Source organism: Pseudomonas sp. CFBP 5748 (assembly GCF_053850495.1).
Map to the genome: position 1 here is coordinate 501,653 of NZ_JBSPTN010000005.1, position 22,047 is coordinate 523,699.

Consider the following 22,047-nt stretch of genomic DNA (forward strand, 5'->3'; position numbering starts at 1 on the left):
TCAAGCCAGGCGCCATACTGCGAGGCAAATGTGCAGGAAAATTGAAGATTGCCCGCCGCCCTTGAATCTTCATCGCACCAGGGCCTAAATGGATGGGCATTCATCGATCTGCCCGAGCCCATGAAACTGAGCATCTCCACCAAGCTGTTTATTGCCGTACTGGCCAGCGTGCTATTCGTCATCCTGAGCATGGGGGTGGCCAACGGCTGGAGCTTTGGCAAAGGTTTCCTCGACTACCTCAACGAACAGGCGCTGTTGCGCATGACGCCGGTGCTACCGCGCCTGGCCAACGCCTACGCGCGCGAGGGCGACTGGGAATTCCTGCGCAACCAGCCGGATCGCTGGTTCGAACTGCTGCGCCCGGAACCGGGGGAAAACGACAGCAACCCGCAGCGGCCGTCCATGCCGATGTCCGACCTGACCGGCGCGGTATTTCGCATCGCCCTGCTGGACCAGCAAAAACAGTTGGTCATGGGTTACTCGGCGATTGCCAACGACGCCCTCATGCGCCCGGTGGAGGTTGGCGGCAAAACCGTCGGCTGGCTGGCGGTGACGCCGTTCCAGAACGTGACCGAAGCCGGCGGCGAACGCTTTCGGCAGTACCTGGTGCGCACCAGCCTGGCCATGGGCGTGTTCTCGTTGCTATTGGCGATGCTGATCGCCTGGTGGATCGCCCGCACCCTGCTCGACCCGGTCAAGCGAGTGGCCGCTGCCACGCACCGGCTGGCCGCCGGCGAATACAGCAACCGGGTGACGGTGTCCTCCAATGACGAAGTCGGTCAGTTGGCGCGGGACTTCAATCAACTGGCGTATACCCTGGAGCGCAACGAGAAAATGCGCCGGGAGTTCATGGCCGATGTGTCCCATGAACTGCGCACCCCGCTGTCGGTATTGCGCGGAGAGCTGGAGGCCATCGAAGACGGCGTGCGCACCCTCGATCAAGCCTCGATGAAATCGCTGCAAGGCGAAGTCGGCATGCTCAGCAAACTGGTGGACGATCTGTATGAACTGTCCCTGGCCGATGTCGGCGCGCTGACTTACCGCAAGAGCGAATGCGATCTCAACGACCTGCTGGACGGCTGCGTGGCGATGTTCCAGGAACGCTGCAACACCCGGCATCTGCGTTTGGAGCTGGAGCTGCCGACAACGCCGCTGGAGGTCGAAGCCGACCCCAAACGCCTGCAGCAACTGTTCGGCAATCTGCTGGAAAATGCGGTGCGCTATACCGATGAAGGCGGTGTGCTGCGCATTCGTGCCGCCAGCGAGGGTGACGTGGTGCGCATCGATTTTCTCGACTCCGGCCCCGGGGTCGATGCGGATCAATTGCCACGGCTGTTCGAGCGCTTTTACCGCGGCGAAACCTCACGCAATCGCGCCAGCGGTGGCGCCGGCCTGGGGCTCGCCATCTGCCACAGCATCGCCCTGGCCCACGGCGGCAGCCTCAGCGCCGATCACTCGCCGCTGGGTGGTCTTTGGCTGACCCTGCGCCTGCCACGGAACGCCTGAACCATGACCGATGACAGCCCGATCCTTATCGTCGAAGACGAACCCAAACTGGCCGCATTGATGCGCGACTACCTGATCGCCGCCGGCTACGCGACCCAATGCCTGGACAATGGCCTTCAAGTGGTGCCAGCGGTACGGGTCAGCGAGCCGCGGCTGATCCTGCTCGACCTGATGCTGCCGGGGCGTGACGGCCTGCAAGTGTGCCAGGAGCTACGCAGTTTCAGCGCTGTGCCGATCATCATGATCACCGCCCGCGTCGAGGAAGTGGACCGCCTGCTCGGGCTGGACCTGGGGGCCGACGACTACATCTGCAAGCCCTTCAGCCCTCGCGAAGTGGTGGCCCGGGTCAAGGCGATCCTGCGGCGCAGCCCGCAACTTCTGAACTCTGCGCCAAAGCGTCTGCTGATTGACGAAGAACAGTACCTGGCGTCTTTCGACGGCATCGCCCTGGACCTCACACCGCTGGAGCTACGCCTGCTCAGCACCCTCGCCCGCTCCCCGGGGCGGGTGTTTTCCCGGGACCAGTTGCTGGACCGGATCTATTCCGATCACCGGGTGGTCACCGATCGCACCGTCGACAGTCATATCCGTAACCTGCGGCGCAAGCTCGAACAGGCCTGCCCGGGTGAACAGCCGATTGAGTCGTTGTATGGGGTGGGTTATCGGTTTCAGCTTGCCGATGGCTGAGGCGTTGCAGCAAAACGAGGCAGCCTCATAGCCGGCCTGATTTGGGCGAGCCCGCTCCCACAGGTTTGTGTGTCGTTTGCGGATACAGTGAACACCCGCAGCCCCATGTGGGAGCGAGATTGCTCGCGACAGCGGTCGTTCAGCTACATAGATGCTGGGGGTCTCCTGCTCTGCTTTGGCTGTTGATCTTGGCGCCCCATTAAACAGACATTGCGCAGTGAGCACCCCGGCACCTCGAAGTCGAGCCTACTGATCCGCCGAATAGATAATAGTTTGCGCGCTGTCGCCCATAGCAGGCCGACGAGTGAAGTAGGTATCGCCTTCATCCGTCTGGATCTCGTAGTCAACCTTGCTGGCAACACAACTCGATGCATCGGTGTGCTTGATGATTTTCAGCACCCGCTGGAACTTCACGCTTTGCGTACCATTCTGGGCGGGGCCGGTGAGCACATTGACCTTCTGGAACCAGCCTTCCTGCTTTTTGTTCGACACCAGCGTGCCGGTCAGGGCTTCAAAGCGCTCCAGACGGGTAAAGCCCCAGAGCGTCTGCTCCTCAACCACTTTGCCCGGGGTGGCGGAACCCGTGAAGACAAACAGGTTGAGGCCCGGATTGTCCTCGCAGAAGAAGTCGTAGGGCACCAGGCCGTCAACCATTCTCTTGCCGGGGACGAAGCCCTTCTTATGAACCAGAAACATGAGCACCTCCACGCTGAGACATCAGCAAACGCTGAGTAAGTTAGAGCGCAAAGTCTACTGAGACGGGGCGTACAGAGCCGTCAAGCCAATGTAATATCGTGTAAAGATCATGCCTGATGGGGCAAGCTGATTTCCACGGTCAGCCCACCGGCTGGCTCGTTGCGCGCCATGATCGTGCCGCCGTGTATTTCCACGGCCCTAGAAGCGATTGCCAAGCCCAGGCCGAAACCGGCACTGCTGTCGTTCAGGCCCCGCTCGAACGGATGGAAAATATCCTGCAAGCGGTCGTTTTCAACACCCGGGCCCTGATCGCTAATCCGCACCGTCAGGCAGCCTGCCTCGGGGTTGGTCTCAGCCACGACCACCACCGTGCTCCCCGGCCGGGTATAACGCACCGCATTTCGAATGACGTTCTCGAAACAGCGATACAACAGTTCGCCGCTGACTCGACTGATAAAGGCCGAGCCCGCCTGCAAACTGACCTGGCAACCTTTCATTTGCGCCTCGAATCGAGCGTCCTCGACGATCACCGACAGCAATTCAACCATATCGATTGGCTCACGCTCGATACTCTCAGGCCGCCCCTGCATGCGCGCCAGGGTCAACAACGCCTCGATCAGCGTGTCCATGCGCACCGACTCACGGTCGATGCGTTCGACCATTTCCAGGCGAGCCGGATCTTGCTGCAGCAGCCCGATGGCCGCTTGCATGCGGGTCAACGGTGAGCGCAATTCGTGGGAGATGTCGTGCAGCAAGTGTTGCTGGGCCTCTACCAGCAGTTTCAACTGGTTGGCCATTCGGTCGCAGTCCTCGGCCAGATCGACGACTTCATCCCGGCGCGCGCCCATCATCGGCTTGACCCGTGTTTCGAAGCGCCCCTGGGCCACGTCGCTCATGGCCCGCCGAAGATAGGCCAGCGGCCATGCCAGGTAGAACGCCATATAACCACTGAACAACGCACTCATGACCGTGCCGATGATCAACGGTGTCCAGGGGCTTGGCCCTTTGTCACGCTCTTTACCCAAGGGATGAGTAGACCTGAGCGACAGCGCAGCACCGTCCTTGCTGACGACCGAGCGCTCATAGGCCGGTTGCGTAACCGGTGCCCCGGCCAGCAGTTGACCGGCACTGTCATACACGCCAACGGCCTGGTCCGCCGGGTGCTCCCACACCGCCAGCAGTTGCCGGCCCGACTCCACGCCAAACTGGCGCAACAGCTGTTCTTCGGTGGCCAGAATGGTTTCCAGATGAGGATCCCCGGGCCTGGAACTGCCCATCACCAGGATGCCCAACCCGACCAGAAACGTCAGGCTGGTGGAGAGCCAGAACGCCAGGAACAGTTTCCAGAACAGCCGGCTGGGTTTCATTGTTCGGCGATCATCAGGTAACCGAGGCCACGCACGCTCTGGATCCAGGCCTTGGTGTCGGGGCGAGGTCCGAGCTTGTGGCGAATGCTGCTGATGTGCACGTCGATACGCCGGTCGTAGCGGGTCAAAGGGCAGCCCAAGGCGTTGAGGGACAGGTCCTGTTTGCTTACCACCTGCCCGGCACAACGGGCCAGCTCTTCGAGCAGGCTGAACTCGGTGCTGGTTACCGCCAGCTCGCGTCCATGCCACTGGGCCTGGCGCTTGCCGGGCCACAAGACCAGCGGGCCGGTCCTGATCACTTCGCTGGTGGGCTGGTCCGCCGGCTGCACCCGGCGCATGATCGCCCGTAGACGCGCCACCAACTCCCCCGGTGAGCTGGGCTTGGGCACATAGTCATCGGCCCCCAGTTCCAGGCCGGTGATTTTGTCGATGTTGTCGCCACGGGCCGTGAGCAACACCACCGGCACCTGATTCACCGCCCGAATGCGCCTGAGCACCTCAATACCCGACAGCCCCGGCAGCATCACGTCCAGCACCACGATGCTATAGCGACCGGAGAGCGCCTGCACCTCGCCCTCCTCGCCGGTGTGCACGGCCGTCGCCTCAAAGCCTTCACGCTCCAGGTATTGGCTGAGCATTCCCGTCAGTTCCTGGTCATCGTCGACAAGCAATACGCGGATCATGGGACGCTCTTGAGTGGAGGGCGGTGCATTATCGCCCTTGCATGGCACAGCGTCATCGCCGCGAGCCAACCTTTACCTAACTTGACATTGGGTTAACCGCACCAAACGCACCGAGCTTTTATGCTGCACTTCCACCAACCTGCTCGCTGCGCGGTGACTTGTCTTGCTGTGAGATATCCGCGCCCGCCTACGCTGCTTGTCGATGTGTCCTGGATAAGATCTTGATGAATTTTTCGCGCCTGCTCTGCTCGGCTGCACTGCTGCTCAATGCCACATTTGCACACGCTCAAGGCTTCAAAATTTCCGACATCCGTATCAACGGCCTTCAGCGCGTTTCCGCCGGCAGCGTGTTCGGCGCCTTGCCATTGAACGTGGGTGATCAAGCGGATGAGCGGCGCCTGGTGGAGTCCACCCGCGCGTTGTTCAAGACCGGTTTCTTCCAGGACATCCAACTGGGACACGACGCCGATGTCCTGGTCATCACGGTAGTGGAGCGCCCGTCGGTCGCCAGTATCGAGATCGAAGGCAACAAGGCGATCTCCACTGAAGACCTGATGAAAGGCCTCAAGCAATCCGGCCTGGCCGAAGGCGAGATCTTCCAGCGCGCCACCCTCGAAGGCGTGCGTAACGAGCTGCAGCGCCAATACGTCGCCCAGGGTCGCTACTCGGCCACCGTCGATGCCGAAGTGATCGCGCAACCGCGTAACCGTGTGGGCCTGAAAATCAAGATAGACGAAGGCGCCGTCGCAGCGATCCAGCACATCAACGTGGTGGGCAATACCGTCTTCACCACGCAAGAATTGACCGATCAATTCACCCTCAAGACCAGCAACTGGCTGTCGTTCTTCAAGAACGACGACAAGTACGCCCGTGAAAAACTCTCCGGTGACCTCGAGCGCCTGCGTTCCTACTACCTGGACCGTGGCTACATCAACATGGACATCGCTTCGACCCAGGTGTCCATCACCCCGGACAAGAAGCACGTCTACATCACCGTCAACGTCACCGAAGGCCAGAAGTACACCGTCCGTGACGTCAAGCTCAGCGGTGACCTGAAAGTGCCTGAGGACCAGCTCAAGTCGCTGCTGCTGGTGCAGAAAAACCAGGTGTTCTCGCGCAAGATCATGACTACGACCTCGGACTTGATCACCCGTCGCCTGGGCAACGAGGGCTACACCTTTGCCAACGTCAACGCGGTGCCGACTCCGCACAATGAAGACCATAGCGTCGACATCACTTTCGCTGTCGACCCGGGTAAGCGCGCCTACGTCAACCGCATCAACTTCCGGGGCAACACCAAGACCGCCGACGAAGTGCTGCGCCGAGAAATGCGCCAGATGGAAGGGGGGTGGGCGTCGACCTACCTGATCGACCAGTCCAAGACCCGCCTGGAGCGCCTGGGCTTTTTCAAGGAGGTCAACGTCGAGACCCCGGCCGTACCGGGCATCGATGACCAGGTCGACGTGAATTACAGCGTCGAGGAACAGGCCTCCGGTTCGATCACCGCCAGCGTCGGTTTCTCCCAGAGCGCCGGCCTGATCCTCGGTGGTTCGATCACCCAGAACAACTTCCTCGGCAGCGGCAACTACGCCAGCCTCGGCCTGACCCGTTCGTCTTACCAAAGCAAGTACAACATCGGCTTCACCGACCCTTATTTCACGCCGGACGGCGTGAGCCTGGGCTATAACGCGTTCTACAGCGCCACCGACTATAACGAGTATTACGATGACGACAATTCGTACTACTCCATCAATAGCTTTGGTGCCGGGACCACGGTGGGCTACCCGATCAATGAAACCTCACGGCTGAGCTTCGGCGTGACGGTGCAACATGACAGCATCGAAGCCGGCACCTACAGTTCTGATGAGATCTACGACTTTATCCAACGCGAAGGCAGCGAGTTCACCAACCTCAAGGCCAACCTCGGCTGGTCGGAATCGACCCTCAACCGCGCCGTGCTGGCGACCCGTGGCCATTCGCAAAACCTCAACCTGATGATGACCGTGCCGGGCAGCGACTTGAATTTCTACAAGCTCGACTACACCGGGCAAACCTTTGTGCCGGTCACCGACGCCACCTCCCTGCGGTTCCATACCAAACTCGGCTACGGCAACAGCTACGGCTCGACCGACGGCCTGCCGTTCTACGAGAACTACACCGCCGGTGGCGAGGGCTCGGTGCGCGGCTTCGAAAGCGGCACCCTCGGCCCCCACAGCACACCGGCCACCGGCACCTATGCCAGTGAAGGACAGAAGTATTATTCCGACCGCGACACCGAATCACTGGGCGGCAACATCCTCATCACCGGCGGCGTGGAATACCTGTTCCCGATGCCCTTTATCAAAGACAACAAATCCGTGCGCACGTCGGTGTTCTGGGACGTTGGCAGCGTGTACTCCAACAAGTGCTACCTGAGCACCACCCAGGGCTGCGACGGGGTCGACCTCGACCAGATGGCCAGTTCCGTCGGCGTTGGAGTGACCTGGTACAGTCCGTTGGGGCCGTTGAGTGTCAACCTGGCCTTCCCGGTACGCACGCCTGAAAACGCGGATACGCAGGTGTTCCAGTTCTCCATGGGGCAGACTTTTTAAGCCTGGCGACTCGTCCAGATCCGCGAGACGCGCCGCTCATCAATAAATCTCAAAAACCCCAAACAGCTGCCGATACCCAGATAAGACCCCAGTGGCTGGGTTTCAGGATTGAACGGCGGACCAGGTAATGACAGAGATTTATCTGCTGATAGCACACGGCACGGATCAGGGCGAAGCGTACGTTCTGGGTTGGTTCGATGACAGGGCCAAAGCCAGGGAAGTGGCCGAGCAGAAAGAGTGGGAGGCTTACCGCGCCAGCTTGAAGGCGGAGCATCCATGGTCAACCCACAAACCCTTGGCGCCGGACCAGACCGACTATCGGCGCTACTGGATCAAGACCATTTCCAAGTTTGACCAGGTGCCTGTTCCAAGATCCTTCGCGGTTCATTGATCAGCCGTGAGTGAACATTCAACGAAACGAGCGGTGTCGAGGGTGGTCTAGAAGATTAAGCCCATCCGATGAGAGCATTGTCATGTTGAAATTTCTTGGCGGCACCGTAGGTATCATCTTCATCATCGGCCTGATCGTGGTCATTGGCCTGCTCAGTTTGATCTTCTGATCGCGACAGCGCGCCCCCTGGCCTGGGGTTCCATTTCTCTGGCCTGAACAAGCCCAATCTTTTCAGATTGGGCTAAATGATTGCGGCCAGCCGGCTCCGGGATTCATGATGGCATGAATCCCGGAGCCTTTAGCGGTTAGCCAAGCAATAACATGACAGACATAGAAACGGATATCGCTGACTGGGAGCCGCTGAATCTTGAGTGGCATCAGACCTTCGCATTTCTGGACGGTGCGCTACTGGGCGACGGGCAAGTACCGGATGTGTACATCATGCTCAACGCTGAAGGCCAGCAGCCCCACGAGATAGCACAACGCGCCAGCACTGGGCATTATCCGCCCTCCCCCTTGCTGGCCGGTCAATCGGTTTGGCGGCATCGACGCAATCCTCGGCTCTTGCGCGATGCCCTGCGCGATTACTACCTGCTCCCCGGCTACCTCGAGCGCCTTGGTTACCACGCCCTGCACGCGCTAGCGTTTCGGTTCGACAAGGGCCTGGAAAACCTGGGTTACCAATACTGGCGTGACGAAACCGGCGCCTATTGGTTCGGCGAGTACTCGATCACCCAAATCCCGGAGGCAAGACCCGCCAGTCTTGCCCTGCTGGAGTCGTCGCCAGCGTCGGTGACTTCAGCGTCTGCGCTGTTCAGTGACGGCGTGAATATCTTTCTGCATGGGCAATTCATCGCCAGCGCCACGGCCCGGGTTCGTTATTGCAATCATCCGTCCTATCGCGTGATCGACGATCAGGTCTACAAGGGCTTCAAGCCGCTGCACCAAAAGGACGGCTCGCCGCTGCCAGTCGCCAACCCGCACGACTTCCAGATGCTCGCGCCCCGTTGGGGCACGGATGGACAGTCGATCATCGTGCAGGCGCAGCAAGGCTCAAGCATTTCATACGAGTACTTCTACCGCATCGACAATGCCGACCTGGCAACCTTCACCGTGCTTAACGAACGCTACGCCAAAGACCGGCAACGCGCCTATTACCTGACCGGCAAGACCATTCGCTACGTTGGCGATTTCCGCCTGCTCAAGTGCTGGCAGCCGGCGTTCGATGAGTGCGGTCGCGTGGTCAGCGCCAGCGAACGCGAAGATGGCTATTTTGCCGTGGACGACAAGTTCGTCTACGCAGCCGGGACTCGCCTGCGTGACGCCCATGGCCCGAGTTTTCGTCACCTGGGGTTCGATTATTACCGTGATCACCAGCACGCCTACAGGCGCCAGAAACGCCTTGATGTCGACGTAGAGAGCTTCGTGGTGACGCAGCTCTATCAGAATGAACAGGATTATTCGCCCGTACTGGCAGGTGACAAGAACGGCCCACTGGGCTCCGGCGGCGTCATCGATGCGGCCATGCAACGGGCATGGGCACCGTACTTCGAGGCGCATCCGCAACGGCAGGACTATTGGTGGCATCGCCTGCAAGCACTGCCTGACGCCGCGCAAACCCACACCGAAACGGAGCCCTTACGGGCCATCGGTCTCGGTTTCGAGCTGGGGCGTCAGGTGTATTTCCATGGTCGCGTGATCAACGGGCTGGACGCGGCAAGTTTCAAATTGCTCGACACTCATCTGTGCGGCGATGCCAAGGGCTTGTATCTGATCCCGTTTCATAACGCCGAAACCGACGTCCCCGAACGGTTTTCCGAGGAGCCAGCGGAGCATTTCCGCTCACTGGGTGCGCCCTACCTGACTGACGGTAAGACCGTGTTCTGTCACCGGATTTTTTACCATCCCCCGGAACCGATTCGTAAGGCGCAAGCAGCCACGTTCGAATCCTGCGGCCATGGTTGGGCCAAGGACCGAGAGGCGGTGTATTACTATGGCGAGACGAAAAAACGTCTGCATCCCTCCAATACCCGCATTCTCGGTACTTATGCCGTCAGCCCCACGCTGATCCTTTCGGAAGGCAAGCAGCTGGACGTGGCGTTCGATCCCGATGAGGTCCGCGTGCCGCATCCCGATTTTTTGCAATTGGGCACGCGTAAGTTGTTCTGTCGCCGGCGTCCGCTGAGCGCCAAGCGCATCGACCTGGCCACCCTCGAGTTTCTGACTGAGCGCTATGCCCGGGACCGACATCGAATCTACCATTACGACGGTTATGCAACCCTGACCGAAGTTGACGAGGCGCAGTATCGGGAATCGCTCGGTCATCGCTGATGACCAACTCCCGGTGCTCCGCCGATACCGAGCGTCTCCACCAGCGGCCAAGGCAAACGACGTTAAAGAATTCCCAAGGGATAACTGATAATCATGCGATTTTCATCATAATCCGCACTGTTGAATCCACGGCGCACACTTGCATTGCGCCAACGCACGGCCAGGTTCTTCAGCCTTCCGCTCTGAACCACATAGCCAAGCTCACTCTCACGCACCCACTCCGACCCATCTTCGACGCGTTGTAACCTTACATCGTCGCCATGAACATAACGGGTCATCAACGACAATCCCGGCACACCATAACCGGCAAAATCCAAGTCGTAGCGCAACTGCCAGGATCGCTCTCCTGGGTTATCGAAGGCATGGTTGAACGTATTGTTTGCCAGGTAGATACCTCCAGTACCGGAGACTCTCATCCAGCCAGTCTCACCGCTGACCTGTTGCCAACCAAGGCTGAACGTATGCTGATCAACGCCCAGGCCTACCATCAATGACGCCGTGCGATTATCCAAACGCCCAGCTTTGGCGGCGCCGTCGTCCTTACCCCAGAAATACCCCAGGTTAGTATTCAATGCGACGCTCGGGGATAACGACCAGCGCTGGTTCAGACCGACATAGTGTTGCTGGTAGATATCCTTCAACTGCCCACTCCACAGACGAAATGTGCTGTTTTTAGACGCTGAACGGTAGTCGGCCCCCAGATAGTTGAACGCATCGCTACGAGCGCTACCGAAAGCCAGGTCCTCCATGGATGAATCGTTACGCAGGCTGGTTTTATTGAATTGCCCGGCGAAAAGCGTCCAGTACTTCACATCCTGCGAAGACAACTGTGTCCCTTCGAACGTTTGTGGCAACGCGCGGAAATCGTCGGCGGTGATAATCGGCAGATTGGGCATCCATTCGCCTACCTTCAATTCGGTGGCGGAAATTTTCGCTTTAAGGGCGACGCCAAGTCGGCCAAAGCTACCCGCCGGGTCCCCGTCACCATCCTTGGGCAATAACAATGCACCGTAACGTCCCGCCCCACCGTCCAGCTTGACGGCATACTTGCCTAATACGTCAGCGCCGATGCCAACGGTACCGGAAGTAAAGCCGGATCGAAGATCGAAAATGAAGCTCTGGGTCCACTCCCGGGCCTGCCCCTGCGGGGCATCAGGTGCAGTGAAATGACGTTCGAAGAAGAAGTTTCTGAGGGTCAGAGTTGCCTTGCTGTCGTCAACCAAACCTTGGGCGAATACCCGGGGTGACAGCAATCCAATGCACAGTAAAGTGCCAGCAAGACGCAGCGTTATTGTTTTCACGACCATGATTCCCCTGTTGTTGTTATTGAAGGGCACAAACGGTCCGCTATCCCTCAGGAACGATTGATCGAATCGCTGGGGGATGGAGCTGATCGATGATTGGATCGGATGTTTCAGTGGGTGCGAATGGACCAGAAGGGTCCCGAGATCACGGAACCCTGTTCGGCCAGGCACAACAGCAAGGGCGCATCGTTAGCGCCCCTCCTGAGGTCAGATCAGACCGGCGGAGCGCAAGGCGTCAGCGATTTCGCGATCAGCGCCTGGTGCCAGTGGCAGCAACGGCGAACGCACCGTGGCGTGGTCCAGAATGCCGCGAGCCACCAGGCCATGCTTGAGCGCCACCGTGCCTTCCATGTGGGAGCCGCGGTGGTAGACGTTGCGTGTAACCGGCAGCAATTTGTCGTGGATGGCGCGAGCGGCCGGATAGTCCCTGCGCTTACCGGCGGCGATCAGTTCGATCAACGGCTCAGGCGTCAGACTGCCATAGCCCACCAACGCCCCGTCCACGTCGAACATAGTGTGCAACAGGTATTCGTCATGGCAGGTGAGGATCTGCAGGTCCGGGACCTCACGACGTACCACCGGGATCTCGGTATCCCAACGACGCATGTTACGCACGCCGTTCTTCATGGCGAAAACCCCTGGCTGCTTGGCGATTTCCAACTGGGTTTCCAGGTCGTAGGTTGCCTTGGTCACGTCCGGGTATTGGAACAAGATCAGAGGCAGGCCGCTGTGCTCGTAAATCGCCCGGTAGCGATCTTGTGCGGCCCCCTTCTGGTAACCGAAACGCAGCCAGCCATGAGAAGGATAAACCAAGCCCGCACTGGCACCTGCATCAACGGCGCGCTGGGCTTCCTCGGCGGCCACTTGGGTGCCTTCCCCGGTGATACCGGCAATGATCGGTAGCCGCCCGTCTACCGATTCCTTGAAGCTCTGAATCACCAGGGCCTGCTCGGCCTGGGTCAGGAATGTGCCCTCGCCGGCATGGCCCAACACCACCAAGCCCTTCACGCCGTCGAAACTACCCAACCAGGAGCCCAACTTCTGGATCGCGTCATAGTCGACCTTGCCATCGCGAGTAAACGGAGTGACGGGAGCCGGTACCAGGCCTTTGAGATCAATCGTGTTCTTAGTACTCATTTTATTTCCTCAGGTTTACTAAGTGTCCGCAACTGACGCGTGCAGGGACGCAAGCAATACAATCAAATATCACTTGAGGTTTATCGAGATTTAAGTTCCAGCCAGTTAATCAATGCTTACGCGTGTTTCTTATCAAGGCGAAAGTTCCTCCAGTATTCGCCCCTTGGTTTCAATGGCAAACAATGCCGTGATGCAACCGGTAATAACTAATATTCCGGCAAATATGCCAAACACATAATGCACACCGACACTGGACACCGTCAGGCCTACCACCAACGGTCCAGTGGCGGACCCCAAGCGCAACCAGGCACTGCCCAGTCCGGTCCCCAATGCACGCAGGCGTGTGGGATAGAGCTCTGCCGAATACAGATAAAGTGAGAAAGTAACGGTTTGCACCAGCGCGTATCCGAGACCGGCCAAAAGCAGAATCTGCATCGGCGAGGTCGCTCCAGTCAGCGCCAGGATCGACAACGGAAGTGCAGCCAGAAACAATGCCCCCATATACCAGCGGCGGCGACCGAACTTGTCGATCAACAAGGCACAGATGACGGCTGCAACGACGCCGGCCCCCGAAGTGATGAAGCCGTAAGCCAAACTGGTGTCCAGAGGCAGATTGAAATGCTGGCGATAAAGCGTGGGCAACCAGGTGATCAATCCATTGGCAACCATGTAGGCACCGAACCACATTGCCCAGATGACCATGGACCGTTTGAAATACATGCCATGGAACAGCTCACGCCAACCTTGAGCGCCTTTGGGTTGTTCTATCTGTGGCACTTCTACAGCGGGTGCAAGTTGCTTGCCTGCTTTCAAGACGCTGTTTTCCAGGCGCGTCACAATGCGATCAGCCTCTTGCAATCGACCTTTGGAGGCCAACCAACGTGGCGACTCAAAGAGAAAGAAGCGCAGGGGGATCAAAATCGTCGCAGGGACAAGGCCCACCACGAACATGGCCTTCCAGCCGTAGATCGGTACCAGCAGGTATCCAATGATTCCCGCACCTACCAGTCCGAGGAGGAACATGACTTCATAGAGCAGAAAAAACTTGCCGCGCTTTTTCGAGCCGATCAATTCGTTGACATAGGCGCTGGCGACCGGCACCTCGCCTCCCGTGCCAATGCCTTGCAGGAAACGAAACAGAATCATGGACCCGGCGCTCCAGGCGAACAGACAGGCCACATCCATGGCAACGAATAGAAGAATGGTGAACGTCAGTACTTTCATCCGACCAATGCGTTCCGCCAACCAGCCGAAAAACACTGCGCCCAATAACTGGCCGAGGTAACCGAACGAAAGAATCATGCCGATCTGGGTCGCGGTCAGATTCCACTCTTTGGCCAGCACCGGCATTGCATAGGCAATCGCGATGACTGTATAGCCGTCAAAGAACGTGGCGGCACCAATAATGTTCCTGGCCCAGAAGACTTGCCGGGTAATAGGCAAGCGCTCAAGTCTCGCACTTATATTCGCTTGGCTTTTCAGCCCATCAATCACGGGCTCTGTTTCTAAGTTTTGCATCAACATGGCACTTCCTTTCTTATTTTCAATATTGTCGGGGCGTGCAGGTGCTAGCGTTGTGATATTCACAATGCTTGAAACTCATTGAGGCAATAGACGGGCTTTAACGTGAGCCCGTGCGTGAACGACTAACGTTTAGAAGTTCGAACCGATACTTCCATTGGCCTCCAATGCCTTGCCAATGTCCTTGGCAGCTTCCAGGGTAGAACTCAGTGCACGGTTTTTAAGCTCCTGCGCAGTACACCGGACCGAAGGGGCGGCAATACTGATCGCCCCTACGGGGTATCCATCGATATCCAGTACGGGGACCGCAAGAATTCTCAGGCCATCGGTGAACAGGGATTCGGTCAAGACGAAGCCATCGTCGCGAATTTGCCCGAGCAGTTCGGCCAGCGGACGCTCAAGGACATGTGGCTTCATGATGAATGGCGTTGTCGGTGTGAGTTCCTGGACTTTCTGCACCTGTTGCTCCGGCAGGAAGGCAAGGATCGACTGGCCGATAGCCGTCTGAGTTGCAGGCACCGTGGTGCCGATACGGATATCCACACCCAGCCGGGTGATGCCCGCCCGCACCCGCTCCAGGTAGAGCACATCGGCGCCCTGCAGGACGGCAAAGCTGGCAGCTTCACTGGTTTCACTGACCAGGCTTCGAAGGATAGGCCGCACGATGCTGCGCAAATCAGTCCGGGCAATGGCGTGGAAGCCTAGATCCAGCACCTTGAGCGTCAACGCAAAACGGCGGCTTTCCGGAATTCTTGAGACATACCCCAAATCGACCAAGGTATTGAGCATGCGGAAGGTCGTACCAGGATCGAGATCAGCCGTCGCGGCGATCTGACTCAAGGTCAATTCATCGTTTTCGGCAGTGAACGACTCCAGTACGCGAAAACCCTTGGCCAAGGATTGAACGGTGCTTCGAGCCTTCTTTTCATCCCAGCCCTGGATCGAATCGGCGCTGCCTTCTGAACGCTTTGGAATCTTGATCATTTTTTTCGCTCTTTTTAGTTTTTTCGGATTGCGAAATTATTTTCTTTCAATTAGGATATTATTTTGGCAGGACCTTGTCCTATATCTATTAAGACAAGTTCTTATTATTTATATATCTTTTGGCTATAAAAGATGATCAACCCCGCGCCGCTCAGCCCTCAGGCCCGGGCAAGCAGACGTTTCGATAAGTGGGTTGAGCGTTCGACGACCTGAATAATCACCGACCTAACACGATGTGCTTGCAAAGGCGCTCGAATGGTCGGTGAAGCTTAAAACGTCTGATTCAGGGCCCCTGTATTCCCACTCGCAGAGGTAGCCTGCATTCCGCCATCGACATCAAGATCAGTCGTTAAAGCGCAATGCCGGAATCGCTTAGAACTGCGTCACGACCGTGACCCCTGCCGTATCAAACCGATCCATGTTCATGAGCGCCTCAATGGATTGCTCAAGGCTGATGGTCTTGCCTACCAGCTTTTCAGGCGCCAGCTTGCCGGAGGTGATCATCTCTAGCATCGCGCCATAACGGTGAGCTTGCATGCCATGGCTGCCACAGATCTCAAGTTCGTGGGCAATGACTTTGCTCATCGGGATCGCAGGCGTGCTGTGGTCAGCCAGCATCAAACCGACCTGGACATGTTTGCCACGACGTCTCAGATTATTGATGGAGTTGAAGCATGTGGTTGGATGACCGAGAGCATCCAGCGAAACGTGCGCGCCGCCCTTGGTAATTTCAAGTACCGCCTCAGTGACATCAGCAACGCGGCTTGCGTTGACGGTAGCGACGGCACCGAGCGATTGGGCAAGCTTCAGTTTGTCGTCCGAGATATCGATGGCGACGACGTTCGCGCCGATAGCTTGGGCGATCATTACCGCAGACAACCCCACCCCACCGCAGCCATGAACCGCGACCCACTGCCCCGCCGTGACCTTGCCTTGATCGACAACCGCGCGGAACGACGTGACGAAACGACAGCCCAGGCTCGCCGCTGTGGCGAAGTCCATGCTTTCAGGCAACGCGACCAGATTCAAATCGGCCTTGTGGATACCCACATACTCAGCGAAGGAACCCCAATGGGTGAAACCCGGCTGAAATTGGCTATGACACACTTGTTGGTTGCCGCTATTGCACTCAGGGCAAGCACCACAGCCACCAACAAAAGGAACGGTAATGCGATCGCCCACCTTCCATTTCGTGACGTCTTTACCCACCTCGGCCACGATCCCCGCCAACTCGTGACCGGGCACATGAGGCAGCTGGATGTCAGGATCATGACCTTTCCAGCCATGCCAGTCGCTTCGGCATACGCCCGTGCCAAGGACTTGAACAACCACACCATGACGTTCAGGCGTCGGGACTTCGACCGTCATCAAACGAGGAGGCTGGGAAAAGGCTTCGTAAACTACGGCTTTCATGAGAATCCCTCTACTTTAGAAAAACGCTACGCACGAAGACAATACCGTGGCTGATCCGCGCCATGTTTGGCGCACCCCAAAAAAAAGCCCAATCTTTTCAGATTGGGCCCATTCGTTCGGGTATTCGTAAACGATCAGGAAGAAAAGACTTCCGAGCGTGATTGCGCTGGCGGCTTGTGTCTGAGCGGTTGCTGCCAAGCCAGCTGTGCCTGGAGTGCAGTGGCTGCATCGAGGACTCTCTGCGCCCAGTTCTCATCATCCGGACGGACTACCACGACGCGAAAACCGTGATCATAACCTTCAATCTGCACGCCCTCGGAATCATCGACGTGCAGGTCGATATCGAATGCTGGCGGAAATTTCGAGGGGGAGTTGGAAAGCCCATGTACCGTCAGGGCACGGTTATGCCGGACACTGTTGACCACGCCGTCAACGCGGATACCGTACAGTAATAGCCAGCGCCTGATGTAAGACGGTGTCCGACCGGACGACGTGTAGACCCAGATGCTGCATCCCTGGCGACGTAAGGCTCGGGTCAAGGAGCGTGTTCCGCTACGCAATGGCTCACCCAGCCAACGATGAATACAGGCCGGTAGCCGGCTTTGCTCGACGGCGCAGTGGTGGAGCTGGCATGCCAGCGTGTCATCGATATCAAACGAAATACGGATGCGCTGGCGCCTGCGCAAGTGCATCGGGATGGCGCGCTGGATGGCTTGCCCTACCCGGCTGACGGAGCTTCGGCATTTAGCGAGCGTTGGATACCAGCGCATCAATGGCCCCCTTGATAGACGGACAGGGGCTTGTCTTTGAGATAAAACCTCATGGGATCAGGCGCCTGTTCTTCCAGGAAGGCTGCATATTTTTTCTTGATCTTGGGCAATTCGTACAAGGCCTTGACACCATGCTTGGCGGAGTTGCGTATGACCGATGACGGGTTAAAGTAGCCCTCGGCGTTATCCAGCGTCAGCACGAACGGCGGCAAACCTGCGCGCATGAGCAAATAGCTGACGATGAGCGAGCCGCTGCGGTTATTGCCTTCAATGAACAACTGCGGCTTGCTGAGGATTCGTACATAGACACCGGCCGCACGCTTCCAGACTGATTCGCTGCGATACGCGCAGTACCAATTGAACAAGTCCTTTATCCCGCCCTCAACGTTGTTGAAGAAGTGCTCCTCGGTCGCCGCCAGGTGCTGGGCATATTCCAACCGGCGCGCCGGGTCTCGGCCACAGAGAACGGTGGCATTGATCTCCAGCATCAGGTTCAGTTGCTGAAGATCGAACAGGTCGACGCCACGTGCGACATAGTCGTCAATCAACGCATAGCCTTCAAGCACATTCTTCAGCACTTCGTCAGTCAAGGGATCACGCAGCTCGGTGAAGTGCCGGCTCAGCTCGGCAAAGCGATTCTGCACTTCACGCAGTGCGCGTTCAATCGCAGGCAAATCAAGACGACGCGTTGCAGACATTATCATTCCTGAAAAACGGTAGATAAGAAGGTAAAACGAGCGGATGCCGGCCAAATCCTTTTGGCGCTTGGCGGCATGCGACCTTGACCGCAGGTTGGTTGCTCAGCTGAACTTGCCGCTGATGTAATCCCCAGTCATTTGTTCGCGCGGGTTGTCGAAAATCTGGGTGGTTGGGCCCATCTCAACCAGATAGCCGGTGCGCGTGCCCTGGGTAATGTCCACCGAGAAAAAGGCTGTCGTGTCAGCGACACGGATGGCCTGCTGCATATTGTGGGTCACCAAGGCGATGGTGTAGTCCTTCTTCAACTCGACCATCAATTCCTCGACCCGGCGGGTGGCGATCGGGTCGAGTGCCGAACAGGGCTCATCCAGCAGCAGGACTTCCGGTTCGGTGGCGATGGCGCGGGCGATACATAGCCGTTGCTGCTGGCCACCGGAGAGCGACAGGCCGCTGACCTTGAGCTTGTCCTTGACTTCATCCCACAGCGCGGCGCCTTGCAGGGCGTGCTTTACACGGTCGCCCAGATCGCCCTTGTAGCGATTGAGGCGCAGGCCGAATGCGACATTGTCGAAGATGCTCATCGAGAACGGGTTCGGCTGTTGAAACACCATGCCGATATAGCGGCGCACGACGACAGGATCAACGCCCTTGCCATAGACGTCTTGCCCGAGGAAATGCACATGGCCCTCAAAGCGAAAACCTTTGACCAGGTCGTTCATCCGATTGAGGCTGCGCAGCACGGTACTTTTGCCGCAACCGGAAGGACCGATGAAGCCAGTGATCTTGTTTTTCTCGATCGGCACATGACTGTCACGGACCGCCATGAAGTTGCCGTAGAAAATCTTGTCCAGTTTGCAGTCCATGACCACAGGCGCTTGGGTAGCCAACGGAGCGTTTTTTTGCGCAATTGATACGTTCAAAATTCAGATGCTCCCGTTCTCAGTACTTGGGCTTGCCGAAAATACGGCTGACAATATTCACGACCAGCACGATCATCACCAGCACCAGCGAGGCCGCCCATGCGAGCTCGAGCTGGTTGTCGAAAGGCATGCCGGAGAAGTTGTAAATCAACACGGCCAGCGACGCCGTCGGATTCATGACTTCCAGGCTGCCTTCGTGGTAGATCCAGTAGTTGCTGAACAACGCGGTAAACAACAACGGCGCGGTTTCGCCCGCGGCGCGTGCCACGGCCAACATGACACCCGTCAGGATTGCCGGCATGCCGGTAGGCAATACGATTTTCCAGATCACCTGCGAGCGGGTGCAGCCCATGCCATAGGCGGCGTCCTTCATGATCTTGGGCACCATCCTCATCGACTCCTCAGCCGTCAGCACGACGATGGGCAGCATCAGTACCGCCAGTGCCACGCCACCGGCCGGTGCCGAGTAGGTACCGGTGGTCATCACCACCAGGGCGTAGGCAAAAACCCCGGCCAGGATGGAAGGCAGACCGGTCAGCATCTTGGCGGCAAAACGCGCGGCGTTTGCCAGCTTGCTGTCCGGCCCAAGTTCGGCCAGGAAGATCGCCGCCATGATGCCGACCGGAACCGCGATTGCCGCCGCGATACCGACCATGACAAAGGTGCCTGCCATCGCGTTGCCGAAGCCGCCACCCGTCTCGAACCCCGTCGGCGGCAGTTCGGTGAATACTTCCAGGTTCAGGCGTGCGCCTCCACGCGTGATCAGCATGTAGAGCACGGAAATCAGCGGCACGCTGGCCAATAGCGCGCCACCCCAGACCAGTGTGGTCAACACCAGGCTGCGCAGGGCACGGCCTTCAAACTTGCGCTGCAGGCTTGGCAAAGCGGCTGTTGGGGAAGTGAGGTCAGTCATCATTTAGTACCACGTTGGGCATAGACCATAATCATGGAGCCGATGATGTTCACCAGTAGCGTGATCAACATCAGTACCAGTGCGGCGTACATCAACACCTCGATCTCGTTCGGCCCGGCCTCAGGGAAGTTCAGCGCCAACAAGGCCGCCAAGGTATTGGCCGGGGCAAACAGAGAAAGCGAAATATTGTTCGCGTTGCCTACCAGCATGGCCAGGGCCATGGTTTCACCCAGCGCGCGCCCCAGGCCCAGGACCAGGGAGCCGAAGATGCCAGTGGCGGCGGATGGCACCATCACCTTGAGAATCGCTTCCCAATGGGTGGTCCCCATGCCATAGGCAGCCTGCTTGGTTTTCATCGGCACACCGGTGAGGGCGTCCTGGGACACGGCGGCGATGGTCGGCAGAATCATGATGGCAAGTACGAGCGCTGCTGGAAGCAGCCCCGGCCCACTCAAGGACGTGCCGAAAAACGGAATCCAGCCGAGCTCAGTGTTCAACCACGCCGTCAGCGGCCGAATCGCCGGGATCACCACGTAGATCCCCCACAAGCCATAAACGACACTGGGGATGGCCGCGAGTAATTCGACGATGGTGCGAAATACGGCTGCAAGCTTGGCGGGCAGGAAATCCTGGGTCAGGAAAATCGCCATGCTGACGCCGAAAAAGCCTGCGATCAGCAACGCGATCAGGGCACTGTAGAGCGTCCCCCAAATGGCCGGCAAAATGCCGTACTTGCCTTGGTTAACGTCCCAGACGCTTCCCAACAGCACGTCAAAACCGTGCTTTTCCATGCCTGGAAGCGCCTTGCGTCCCACCTCGAATACGAGGGCAAATACCAACGCCAGAACCAGAACCACCCCTATTCGCGCAAGCGCACGGAAGGTGCGATCAACCAGGAAATCCTTCGCAGAGGGTGGTTGGCAGGCAGAATCCGGGTTAACCGGTACGACAAAAGGTGTGTTCATGGGCGAGTTCCGGAACAGGGGGAAAACTCTCCCGGCATGGCTGACAGCACACACCGAGAGAGGCCTCACGAGCGTTACTGGATGTTGGAAGAAGCTTTGCGGACCTGATCGACGACCGATGGCGGCAGAGGGATATAACCCATCGAATCGGCGATTTTCTGCCCCTCGGTCAGGCTGTACTCGACCATTTCACGCATGGCTTTGGCCTTGGCCGGGTTCTCGTTTTGCTTACGGAAGATCATCCAGGTGTAGGAAGTGATCGGATAGGACTTGGCGCCATCCGGATCAGGCAACCAGGCCACCAGATTGTCTGGCATCTTCACCGCTGCCAGCGCCTCGGCACCGCTTTCCGCGTTCGGTACAACGTAGTGACCGGCCTTGTTCTGCAACTGGGCAAAGTCGACCTTGGCCAGTTTGGCGAAGCCGTATTCGATGTAACCAATGGCTCCCGGAGTCTGGCGTACGGTGGCGGTAACACCATCGTTCTTGGGCGACTTGATGAATTTGTCGGTGGCTGGCCAGTTGACCGTGTTGCCTTCACCCAACGCCTTCTTGAACTCTGGATTGATTGCCGATACGTGCTTGGTGAATACCGCAGTCGTGCCGCTGGAGTCTGCACGCACGACAACGGTGATCGGCATGTCAGGCAGCTTCAGTTCCGGGTTGGCCGCGACGATCTGCGGATCGTTCCAGTGGGTGATCTTGCCCAGGAAAATGTTCGAGTAAACGTCCCGTGGCAGTTTCAACCCTTTAGGACTGCCGGGCAGGTTATAGGCCAATACGATTTCACCCGCGGTCATCGGCAGCAACTGCGCGCCTTCGGCGACCTTGGCAATGTCTTCGTCTTTCATTGCCGAGTCACTGGCGGCGAAATCAACGGTTTTGTTCAGGAAGTCTTGTACCCCTGCACCGCTGCCCTTGGACTGATAATCGACGGTGACGCCAGCGGACTTTTTGCTGAAATCCTTGAACCATGTGAGGTAAATCGGTGCAGGGAAACTGGCGCCGGAACCTGTCAGGCGAACGCTTTCCGCAGCGAAGGACACTGAGGTGGCACAAAGAGAAACCGTAATGGCGAGAGCAGCAGACTTCATTAAATTTTTCATCGAAGGAACTCCTTGTGATAACGGGCTCCCGAACTCTGCAGCAAGCTTGTTACGCTTTTATGA

20 protein-coding genes are annotated in these 22,047 nt (G+C 58.0%); 6 read left to right on the forward strand and 14 right to left on the reverse strand.

Annotation, left to right across the window (positions count from 1 at the left end; translation table 11 throughout):
- Positions 1-120: 120 nt before the first annotated feature.
- A complete protein-coding gene (gene baeS / locus ACWNZ1_RS14835; protein WP_456027728.1) occupies positions 121-1,506 on the forward strand; it encodes a sensor histidine kinase efflux regulator BaeS in 1,386 nt (461 codons plus the stop codon).
- Between the two features lie 3 nt (positions 1,507-1,509).
- Positions 1,510-2,193 carry a response regulator gene (locus ACWNZ1_RS14840; protein WP_280944189.1) on the forward strand — a complete coding sequence of 228 codons (684 nt, stop codon included), beginning with the start codon at positions 1,510-1,512 and terminating at the stop codon, positions 2,191-2,193.
- Between the two features lie 246 nt (positions 2,194-2,439).
- Here ACWNZ1_RS14840 and ACWNZ1_RS14845 read toward each other — a convergent pair whose 3' ends face one another.
- The 3 genes from ACWNZ1_RS14845 to ACWNZ1_RS14855 all read right to left on the reverse strand — a co-directional run bounded on the left by ACWNZ1_RS14845 (position 2,440) and on the right by ACWNZ1_RS14855 (position 4,939).
- Positions 2,440-2,889: a hypothetical protein gene (locus ACWNZ1_RS14845; protein ID WP_135846151.1), complete on the reverse strand. Its 450-nt coding sequence runs from the start codon at positions 2,887-2,889 to the stop codon at positions 2,440-2,442.
- 107 nt (positions 2,890-2,996) lie between these two features.
- A complete protein-coding gene (locus ACWNZ1_RS14850; protein WP_135846152.1) occupies positions 2,997-4,256 on the reverse strand; it encodes a HAMP domain-containing sensor histidine kinase in 1,260 nt (419 codons plus the stop codon).
- The gene (locus tag ACWNZ1_RS14855; RefSeq protein ID WP_135846153.1) at positions 4,253-4,939 is read right to left on the reverse strand and encodes a response regulator transcription factor; all 687 of its coding nucleotides are present in this window, start codon (positions 4,937-4,939) and stop codon (positions 4,253-4,255) included. The genes ACWNZ1_RS14850 and ACWNZ1_RS14855 overlap by 4 nt, the downstream gene beginning before the upstream one ends.
- 224 nt (positions 4,940-5,163) lie before the next feature.
- Between ACWNZ1_RS14855 and bamA the strand changes: the two genes are divergently transcribed.
- The 4 genes from bamA (at position 5,164) to ACWNZ1_RS14875 (ending at position 10,252) form a co-directional block, all read left to right on the forward strand.
- Positions 5,164-7,530 carry an outer membrane protein assembly factor BamA gene (gene bamA, locus ACWNZ1_RS14860; protein ID WP_135846154.1) on the forward strand — a complete coding sequence of 789 codons (2,367 nt, stop codon included), beginning with the start codon at positions 5,164-5,166 and terminating at the stop codon, positions 7,528-7,530.
- A gap of 127 nt (positions 7,531-7,657) precedes the next feature.
- Positions 7,658-7,921: a hypothetical protein gene (locus ACWNZ1_RS14865; RefSeq protein ID WP_135846155.1), complete on the forward strand. Its 264-nt coding sequence runs from the start codon at positions 7,658-7,660 to the stop codon at positions 7,919-7,921.
- 82 nt (positions 7,922-8,003) lie between these two features.
- Positions 8,004-8,090 (forward strand): small membrane protein YohP, encoded by an 87-nt coding sequence (locus tag ACWNZ1_RS14870; protein ID WP_135848033.1) that lies wholly within the window; start codon positions 8,004-8,006, stop codon positions 8,088-8,090.
- 152 nt (positions 8,091-8,242) lie between these two features.
- Positions 8,243-10,252 (forward strand): DKNYY domain-containing protein, encoded by a 2,010-nt coding sequence (locus ACWNZ1_RS14875; protein WP_456027729.1) that lies wholly within the window; start codon positions 8,243-8,245, stop codon positions 10,250-10,252.
- A gap of 62 nt (positions 10,253-10,314) precedes the next feature.
- Here the strand turns inward: ACWNZ1_RS14875 and ACWNZ1_RS14880 are convergent, their stop codons facing one another.
- From ACWNZ1_RS14880 to pstS, 11 genes are all read right to left on the reverse strand, one after another.
- Positions 10,315-11,559, reverse strand: coding sequence for an OprD family porin (locus ACWNZ1_RS14880; protein WP_265073105.1), 1,245 nt, complete (start codon positions 11,557-11,559; stop codon positions 10,315-10,317).
- Between the two features lie 204 nt (positions 11,560-11,763).
- Positions 11,764-12,693: a dihydrodipicolinate synthase family protein gene (locus ACWNZ1_RS14885; RefSeq protein WP_256453419.1), complete on the reverse strand. Its 930-nt coding sequence runs from the start codon at positions 12,691-12,693 to the stop codon at positions 11,764-11,766.
- Positions 12,694-12,825: 132 nt separating this feature from the next.
- Positions 12,826-14,217 carry an MFS transporter gene (locus ACWNZ1_RS14890; RefSeq protein WP_135846159.1) on the reverse strand — a complete coding sequence of 464 codons (1,392 nt, stop codon included), beginning with the start codon at positions 14,215-14,217 and terminating at the stop codon, positions 12,826-12,828.
- 129 nt (positions 14,218-14,346) lie between these two features.
- On the reverse strand, positions 14,347-15,198 hold the full coding sequence (locus ACWNZ1_RS14895; RefSeq protein ID WP_256453420.1) for an IclR family transcriptional regulator: 852 nt from the start codon (positions 15,196-15,198) through the stop codon (positions 14,347-14,349).
- A 372-nt stretch (positions 15,199-15,570) separates the two neighbouring features.
- Entirely contained in the window at positions 15,571-16,611 is a 1,041-nt protein-coding gene (locus ACWNZ1_RS14900; RefSeq protein WP_456027730.1) for a zinc-dependent alcohol dehydrogenase family protein, read from the reverse strand.
- Positions 16,612-16,745: 134 nt separating this feature from the next.
- The gene (locus ACWNZ1_RS14905; protein WP_280944191.1) at positions 16,746-17,381 is read right to left on the reverse strand and encodes a hypothetical protein; all 636 of its coding nucleotides are present in this window, start codon (positions 17,379-17,381) and stop codon (positions 16,746-16,748) included.
- Positions 17,381-18,079, reverse strand: a complete 699-nt coding sequence (locus ACWNZ1_RS14910; protein WP_135846163.1) for a hypothetical protein — start codon at positions 18,077-18,079, stop codon at positions 17,381-17,383. Before ACWNZ1_RS14910 ends, ACWNZ1_RS14905 begins: the two co-directional genes overlap by 1 nt.
- A gap of 102 nt (positions 18,080-18,181) precedes the next feature.
- Positions 18,182-18,943: a phosphate ABC transporter ATP-binding protein PstB gene (pstB, locus tag ACWNZ1_RS14915; protein WP_238346656.1), complete on the reverse strand. Its 762-nt coding sequence runs from the start codon at positions 18,941-18,943 to the stop codon at positions 18,182-18,184.
- Between the two features lie 76 nt (positions 18,944-19,019).
- Positions 19,020-19,913 (reverse strand): phosphate ABC transporter permease PstA, encoded by an 894-nt coding sequence (pstA, locus tag ACWNZ1_RS14920; RefSeq protein WP_135848034.1) that lies wholly within the window; start codon positions 19,911-19,913, stop codon positions 19,020-19,022.
- Positions 19,913-20,878: a phosphate ABC transporter permease subunit PstC gene (gene pstC, locus ACWNZ1_RS14925; protein WP_135846165.1), complete on the reverse strand. Its 966-nt coding sequence runs from the start codon at positions 20,876-20,878 to the stop codon at positions 19,913-19,915. The genes pstA and pstC overlap by 1 nt, the downstream gene beginning before the upstream one ends.
- A gap of 74 nt (positions 20,879-20,952) precedes the next feature.
- Entirely contained in the window at positions 20,953-21,984 is a 1,032-nt protein-coding gene (gene pstS / locus ACWNZ1_RS14930; protein ID WP_135846166.1) for a phosphate ABC transporter substrate-binding protein PstS, read from the reverse strand.
- Positions 21,985-22,047 lie beyond the last annotated feature (63 nt).